This is a genomic window from Jiangella rhizosphaerae, assembly GCF_003579925.1.
GTDB lineage: Bacteria > Actinomycetota > Actinomycetes > Jiangellales > Jiangellaceae > Jiangella > Jiangella rhizosphaerae.
Genome location: NZ_QUAL01000166.1, coordinates 19,941 through 27,395 on the forward strand (window position 1 = coordinate 19,941; position 7,455 = coordinate 27,395).

Sequence of the window (7,455 nt, forward strand, 5' to 3'; positions counted from 1 at the left end):
CGGGTTCTCCCGACGATGACGAGGATCGGCCGCGGGCACGGCCGCGCGCGTCCGGCTGGAGCGGACACCTGGCGTACCTCAGGAGTTGCGTCCTAGGGGTGATCACGTACGCCCGGAGTTGTCTAGGATGACTGCCCCGTGGCCACCCCCGACGTTCCGCCGCCCCCGCGACCCGGACCGGTCGACCGTTTCCGGCACTGGCATCGCACGCTGAGCACCGGCAACCGGCTCGCGTTCTACGCGCTCGTCCTGACGGCCGTCGGCCTGCTGACGCCGCTGCTCGCGGCGGTGTGGACGGCGACGACGGGGCCGGGGGTCGGCCTGCTGGTCGACCAGGACAACAACGGCTGCACGTCGGTGTGGACGGTGCCCGCCCGCAGCGCGGACCTGGTGGACGACATCATCGCCAACAAGGACAACCGGCAGCTGACGCGGTGGGAGCGCGACGGCCGCATCACGCACCGCGGCACGGTGCAGGCCGACGTCAGCATCCGCGGCGGCGAGACGCCCATCGAGCTGCGCGACCTCACGATCACCGTGCTGAGCCGCACCGACCCGGCGGCCGGTGAGGAGTCGACGGCGCAGGGCTGCGGCGGCGAGGCGGATGACGACGAGCCGGACTTCGTCGTCGTCGACCTCGACACGCTGCCGGTCGGCACCGAGGTCCCGATCGGGTACCTGCAGGGCAGCGACCAGCAGCAGGCCGCGCGAGCCGAGGCCGACCGGCTCGGAGAGCAGATCACCCTGCCGCGCACGGTCGACGCGCGCGACTTCTACTCGTTCACGCTGGTCGGCCGCAGCACCGCGTACGACACCGAGTGGCAGGCGACCATCACCTGGTGGGACGGCGAGCGGGTGCACACCGACGTGCTGGACGACGACGGTGAGCCGTTCCGCGTGACCGGGCCGATGCCCGCGCGAGCGAACTGATGCGCGGCCACCCGGTGCGGACGGCGCTGGCCGGCATCGTGGCGATGCTGGTGGTCGCGGCGCTGCCGGCACAGATCGACTGGGCCGACCGGCTCGGGCAGCCGGAGCGGTTCGGCGACCGGCTGCGCTTCCTGACCGTCTCGCCGACCCTGCTGCTGACCGAGCGGTCCGGCTGGCCGGCGTACCTGACGGAGCTGGCGTGGGCGGCGCTGTTCGCGGCGTTGCTGGTGGCGGTGAGCTGGCGGCTGGCGACGGCGATCGCGGACGACTGGACCCGCCCGGTGGTGTTCGCGCTGGCGCTGCCGGTGCTCGCGCCGCTGGCGCACCTGGTGGCGCAGCTGCTGGTGCACGCCGGCGGGCTGGCGACGGACGCCGTCGGCCGGGGCGAGCGGCTGGAGCGGCTGCTCGGCGATGCCCAGCAGGCGTCGGGCCACGTCATGCTGGTCGCGCTGGCCGGCGCGGTGCTGGTTCTCGTGACGCACGCCGACCGGATGTGGCCGCGCGAGCCCGACGGCACCGTCCGGGTGACGGGTGCGACGCTGCTGGTCCTCCTGCGCGGCCCCGCGTCGACCCTGGGCCGGCGCATCGGCCTGGCCGTCCTGGCCGCCGTCGTCGCGTACCTCGCCATGACCGTCGTACCCGACGTGCTGGGTGCCGCGTTCGAGCCGGTGGCGCGGCTGTGGTGTGCCGGCGGCCCGCCGGGCGACGGGTGCGCCGGCAATTTGGTCCGGTCCGTCGGCGAGGCGCCGGTCGACCCGTCCGACGTGGTGCTCGACGACGGGCGGGCGCGGCTGGTGCGGATCTACGCCGTCCAGGCGTTCCTGATCGTCTTCGCGGTGGGCTACTTCCAGGTGCACGCCCAGCCGGTGCGCCCGCGACCGGCGACGACGCTGCTGGCGGTCTGGTACGCGTACACGGCCGCCGTGGTGACGCACGAGGGCGTCGTCGACGCGGCGCTCGGTCTGACCGACGAGCCGGGAGTGCCGGGCGTGCTCGGCCTGCTGCTGCCGCCGGACGGGCTGGCGCACGCGCTGCTCTCCGCGCCCGCCGTCGCCGTCGCGTTCGCCGCCGTCCACGCCCTGGCCGCGCGGCTACGGCGCGGGCGGCCGCGTCAGCCGAGCCAGCCGGGCGTCACCAGCCCGGCCTCGTAGGCGAGTACCACCAGCTGGGCGCGGTCTCGGGCGTCGAGCTTGGTGAGGATGCGGCTGACGTGCGTCTTCGCCGTCGCCGGGCTGAGCACGAGGCGGTCGGCGATCTCGTCGTTGGACAGCCCGGCCGCGACCAGCTCGAGCACCTCGCGCTCCCGCTCGGTCAGTGCGTTGAGCCGCGTGGTGGGGACCGGCTTGGCGGCCCGGCCGGCGATCTCGGAGATCAGCCGCCGGGTGATGGACGGGGCGATCAGCGCGTCGCCGCGGGCCACGACCCGGACGGCGTGGATCAGCTCCATCGGCTCGGTGTCCTTGACGAGGAAGCCGCTGGCCCCGGCCCGCAGTGCGCCGTACACGTAGTCGTCGAGGTCGAAGGTGGTGAGGATGACGACGCGCACGCCGGCCAGCGAGGGGTCGGCGACGATCCGCGTCGTCGCCTCCAGCCCGTCCAGCTCGGGCATCCGCACGTCCATCAGCACGACGTCGGGCCGCAGCTCGCGCACCAGCGTGAGTGCCTCGGCGCCGTCGGCGGCCTCGCCGACCACCTGGAGGTCCGGCTCGCCGTCGAGGATGGACCGGAACCCGGCCCGGACCAGCCGCTGGTCGTCGGCCAGCAGCACCGTCGTCATGCCCGGCCCCCGTACGGCAGCCGCGCGGTCACCCGGAAGCCGCCCCCGGGACGGTCCGCCGCCTCCAGCGTGCCGCCGAGTGCCTCGGCCCGCGATCGCATGCCGTCGATGCCGCTGCCGCCACCGGCCCGCGTGCCGGCGCCGCGTCCGTCGTCGCTCACGTCCACCGTCACATCATCGCGCCCGTAGCCGATGCGGACGGTCACCCGGCCCGCACCGGCGTGCCGGGTGACGTTGGTGAGCGCCTCCTGGACGATCCGGAAGGCGGCCAGGTCGACCGCCGGGCGCAGGTCGACGGGGTCGCCGTCGGTGCTGACGTCGACGGCGAGGCCCGCGGCCCGGCTGCGCTCGGCCAGCTCCGGCAGCCGGCGCAAGCCCGGCGCGGGCGCCGTCGGGGCCTCCTCGTCGACCTGCCGCAGCACGCCGAGGGTGCCGCGCAGCTCGCGCAGCGCCTCGCGGCTGGTCTCCTTGATCGCCGTCAGCGCCTCCGTGGCCGGGCCGCCGGCGCCGTCGCGTTCCAGCGCGTGCAGCGCCGCGCCCGCCTGGACGTTGATCAGCGAGATGTTGTGCCCGAGGACGTCGTGCAGCTCGCGGGCGATGCGCAGCCGCTCCTCCGTCGCCCGGCGGCGCAGCGCCTCCTCGCGCTCGCGCCGGGTGCTGTGCATGACCGCTCCGATCGCGACGGCCGCGACCAGCCAGCTGACCAGCAGGAACATCCCCGCGTCGCCGAGTGGGGACGCCTCCGTGCCGTACTCGCCGAAGGCCGAGGCGGCGATGGCCAGCCCGCCGATGACCGCGGCCGCGAGGATCCGGCCCGCCGACCCGAGCGTGTACAGCGCGATGATCAGCGTGACGAGCAGCGCGCCGTCGGGGTTGATCGCCGGGTAGTAGATCATCGACGCCAGCAGCGTGACGACGCCCACGGCGACGGGGAACCGGCGGCGGAACGCCAGCGCGCCGCATCCGGCCAGCATCAGCAGCCAGCCGGTCGCCGGCACGGGCCGCAAGCCGACCGGGTCGCCCTCGCCGATCACGGTCGTGAGTACCACGAATAGTCCCGTCCCGGCCGCCAGCAGCACGTCACCGCGGGTGCCGTGCCGCCACGATCGCCGGTCGCCGCTCATGCACGGCAGCTTAGATAAGGTCGGGGCAGTTCCGGCCACGTCTTCGCTAGGAGTCGCGACACCATGAGCACCGGCACCGGCCGTCGTTTCCCCGACGGCTTCCTCTGGGGGTCGGCGACGGCCTCGTACCAGATCGAGGGCGCGGCCAAGGAGGGCGGCCGCGGACCGTCCATCTGGGACACGTTCTCGCACACCCCCGGCAAGACGCTGAACGGCGACACCGGCGACGTCGCCGACGACCACTACCACCGCTGGCAGGAGGACCTCGGCCACATCGCCGACCTCGGCCTGGGCGCCTACCGGTTCTCCACGGCGTGGCCGCGGGTGCAGCCGGGCGGACGCGGCCCGGCGAACCGCGAGGGGCTGGACTTCTACTCCCGGCTGGTCGACGGCCTGCTCGAGCGGGGCGTCAAGCCGGTCGTGACGCTGTACCACTGGGACCTGCCCCAGGACCTCGAGGACGCCGGCGGCTGGGCCACCCGCGACACCGCGTACCGGTTCGCCGATTACGCCGAGATCATGGCCGGCGAGCTGGGTGACCGCGTCGACCTGTGGACCACGCTGAACGAGCCGTGGTGCAGCGCGTACCTCGGCTACGCCTCGGGGGCGCACGCGCCGGGCCGCGCCGAGCCGGCCGCCGCGCTGGCCGCCGTCCACCACCTCAACCTCGCGCACGGCCTGGGCATTCAGGCGGTCCGCTCGGTGCTGCCGTCGGCGCGCGCGTCGGTGACGCTGAACCTGCACGTCATCCGCCCCGCCGACCCGTCGTCCTCGGAGGACCTCGATGCGGTGCGCCGGGTCGACGCGCTGGCCAACCGTGCGTTCACCGGTCCCATGCTGTCCGGCGCCTACCCCGCGGACCTGCTCGACGACACCGCGCACGTCACCGACTGGTCGTTCGTCCGGCCCGGCGACACCGAGATCGCGCACCAGCCCATCGACGTGCTCGGCGTCAACTACTACTCCACCGGCCTGGTCCGCCGCTGGGACGGCGTCAGCCCGCGCTCCGAGGACGACGGCCACGACGACGCGCTCGGCTCCCCCTGGGTCGGCGCCGACGACGTCGAGTTCGTCCGCCCCGAGGGCCCGTACACCGCGATGGGCTGGAACATCGACCCGTCCGGCCTCACCGAGCTGCTGCTGCGCGTGCACCACGAGCACCCCGGCCTGCCGATGATGATCACCGAGAACGGGGCGGCGTTCGCCGACACCGTCTCCCCCGACGGCGCCGTCCACGACCCCCGGCGCATCGACTACATCGCCCGCCACCTCGAGGCCATGGGCCAGGCGATGGACCAGGGCGCCGACGTGCGCGGCTACTTCGCGTGGTCGCTGCTGGACAACTTCGAGTGGTCGTTCGGCTACGACCGCAGGTTCGGCCTCATCCGCGTCGACTACGACACGCTGGAACGGACCTGGAAGGACTCCGCCCACTGGTACCGCGACGTCATCGCCCGCAACGGCCTGGACGGCTAGCTGGGAAGCACGACCACGACGACGAACCAGGCGGCGAACGCCAGCCAGACGAGGGCGGCGTCGGCCAGGGCGAGGCGGCCGCGGGCAGTCGCCGTGCGGCGGGCGGTCAGGACCATGCCGGCCGCGCCGACGACCAGCAGCAGGCCCAGCCACGGGACCGCCCGAGGCACGCCGACCAGCAGCTGGGTGGGCAGGCTGGTCGCGGCGGCCCAGATCAGCCCGCCCGCGGCCAGCAGGAACACCGTCCCGGCGACTGGCGCGACACCGGCCGCCAGCGTCGACGCGGCACCGCGCCGGGCGGTGCTCCCCCGGCGGGCACGTGCCGCCCCGGCGACGACCGGCGCCAGCCAGCCGACCAGCCAGGCCACGCAGAGCAGCGCGAACGCCGCCGGGAGCGCGAGCGCGCGCCAGTCGCCGCCGTCGCCGGCCGCCAGTGCGACCTGCGCGACGCGCGTCGTCGGGTGCAGGTCGCCGGCGCCGACGACGTCATAGGCGGGCGTCGCACGGTCGCAGAGCCCGCCGACGTCGCGTGCGGGGTCCGCCAGCCAGGCGGCGACGCTCTCGCGTCCGCAGCGGCTGCTCAGCAGCACCGCGTGGCCGACGCCGGCGAACTCGAGGAACCGCCGGTCCGGCAGGGCCGCCGTGGCCTCGTCCGCGGCCGGCGCGGGCGTCACCGGGTCGTCGCCGCCGGCCAGCACCAAGGCCGGCTGCGTGAACGCGACGGGTGCCGGCGGCGCCGGCGGCGAGGGCAGCCCGAGCTCGGCGCAGACGACCTCGTCGGCCACCAGCCACTCGATCAGCGGCGACGCGCGGCCGGCCCCGGCCCGCCGGTAGGGGACCTCGTCCTGGCACTGCATGACCCAGTACTGCCCGAGCGTGTGGCTGGTCAGCTCGTCGACGCCGACGTCGACCAGCGTGCCGAGCGCGCCGGTCTCGCCGTCGGCGAGGCGGTCCAGCAGATACGGGATCACCGGCAGCAGCTCGACGTCGTAGAGGCCGGCGTGGACGAACGTGACGAGGTCGTCGCCGGTGAGCCGGAACGTGCGCGGCTGCCCCGTCACCGGGTTGTGTCCGTCGACGGCGACCGGGTCGGCGTCCAGCAGGTCCGCCGCGGCCAGCAGATCGGCGTACGGGTCGGGGAAGTCGCCGCCGGAGCGCTGCCCGAGCCGGTCCAGCGACAGTTCGAGGCCCTCGTACGCGGTCGCGGCGAAGTCGCGGTCCGGTGCGCTGAACGAGTCGAGCACGACGGCGTCGACGCCGGCCGGGTCGATCCGCGCCAGCTCCGCCATCACCTGCGTCGACCACGACAGCCCGTACGCCGACCAGCTGTCGTAGCCCAGCGCCTCGCGGAGATCGCGGAGGTCCTGGGCGGTCTCGGCGACGGTGTAGCCGCGCGGGTCGCCGCCGTCGTCCTCGAAGGCGTCGAGGCAGTCGCGCATGGCGATGGCGGCCGGCTCGAACTCCTCGTACGGGTCCTCGGTCGTGATGAAGGCATCGGCCATGGCCGCGGCGGCGCCCGGACACTGCAGTGACGGCGTGCTGCGGGCGCCGCCGCGCTGCTCCAGCACGACGACGTCGCGACTCTCGCGCAGCCCGAGCCCGTCCGCGAAGTAGCCCGCCAGCTGCAGCGATCCCGATCCGGGGCCGCCGTTCATGAACACCAGCGGCGGCTCGGTCGGGTGGTCGGAGCGGACGTGGACGTACGGCAGCTCGATGATGCGGCTGTCCGGGTCGGCGCGGTACTCCGGGACGGTCAGCACGCCGCACTCGCCGCCGGTCGGGACGGCGACCAGGCAGTCGCTCGCTCGGACGTCGGCGGAGACGGCGGCCGTGCCGGTCGTGACGGCGGCTCCCGACGCCGGAACGGCGGCGAGCAGCAGCGCGGCCGCCGCGAGCACCGCCGCCGTCCGCCGCACCAGCACGCTCCTTCCACCCTGTCGTCGCCGGGCGACAATCTATCCACCGCCTGCCGTGCCGCTCCCCCGCGCCCGAGCTGTCGAGTTGCGGTGCGGACAGGTGTTCGATAAGATCATTTCAGGAGATCGGGCCGTCACCGGGAGCGGCTGCAAGGGGTTCCCGGGCAGCGAAGCAGGACATCACGCCAGGTGTTCTCACCTCGTCCACGGTCGCAGTGCGCTGCGGTCGTCC

At 74.6% G+C, this 7,455-nt stretch carries 6 protein-coding genes; 3 read left to right on the forward strand and 3 right to left on the reverse strand.

What is annotated here, in order from left to right; genetic code table 11:
* The first annotated feature begins 138 nt into the window (after positions 1 to 138).
* Both DY240_RS17560 and DY240_RS17565 read left to right on the forward strand, forming a co-directional pair.
* The gene (locus DY240_RS17560; RefSeq protein WP_119661142.1) at positions 139 to 930 is read left to right on the forward strand and encodes a hypothetical protein; all 792 of its coding nucleotides are present in this window, start codon (positions 139 to 141) and stop codon (positions 928 to 930) included.
* Positions 930 to 2,081 carry a hypothetical protein gene (locus DY240_RS17565; protein ID WP_119661143.1) on the forward strand — a complete coding sequence of 384 codons (1,152 nt, stop codon included), beginning with the start codon at positions 930 to 932 and terminating at the stop codon, positions 2,079 to 2,081. The genes DY240_RS17560 and DY240_RS17565 overlap by 1 nt, the downstream gene beginning before the upstream one ends.
* Here the strand turns inward: DY240_RS17565 and DY240_RS17570 are convergent.
* Both DY240_RS17570 and DY240_RS17575 read right to left on the reverse strand, forming a co-directional pair.
* The gene (locus tag DY240_RS17570; RefSeq protein ID WP_119661144.1) at positions 2,042 to 2,707 is read right to left on the reverse strand and encodes a response regulator; all 666 of its coding nucleotides are present in this window, start codon (positions 2,705 to 2,707) and stop codon (positions 2,042 to 2,044) included. The two genes, DY240_RS17565 and DY240_RS17570, sit on opposite strands and share 40 nt — an antisense overlap.
* Positions 2,704 to 3,831, reverse strand: a complete 1,128-nt coding sequence (locus DY240_RS17575; RefSeq protein WP_119661145.1) for a sensor histidine kinase — start codon at positions 3,829 to 3,831, stop codon at positions 2,704 to 2,706. Before DY240_RS17575 ends, DY240_RS17570 begins: the two co-directional genes overlap by 4 nt.
* A gap of 63 nt (positions 3,832 to 3,894) precedes the next feature.
* Here DY240_RS17575 and DY240_RS17580 point away from each other — a divergent pair, with 63 nt between their 5' ends.
* Positions 3,895 to 5,307 carry a GH1 family beta-glucosidase gene (locus DY240_RS17580; RefSeq protein WP_119661146.1) on the forward strand — a complete coding sequence of 471 codons (1,413 nt, stop codon included), beginning with the start codon at positions 3,895 to 3,897 and terminating at the stop codon, positions 5,305 to 5,307.
* Here DY240_RS17580 and DY240_RS17585 read toward each other — a convergent pair.
* A complete protein-coding gene (locus DY240_RS17585; RefSeq protein ID WP_158602889.1) occupies positions 5,304 to 7,223 on the reverse strand; it encodes an alpha/beta fold hydrolase in 1,920 nt (639 codons plus the stop codon). The genes DY240_RS17580 and DY240_RS17585 overlap by 4 nt on opposite strands.
* Positions 7,224 to 7,455: the final 232 nt, after the last annotated feature.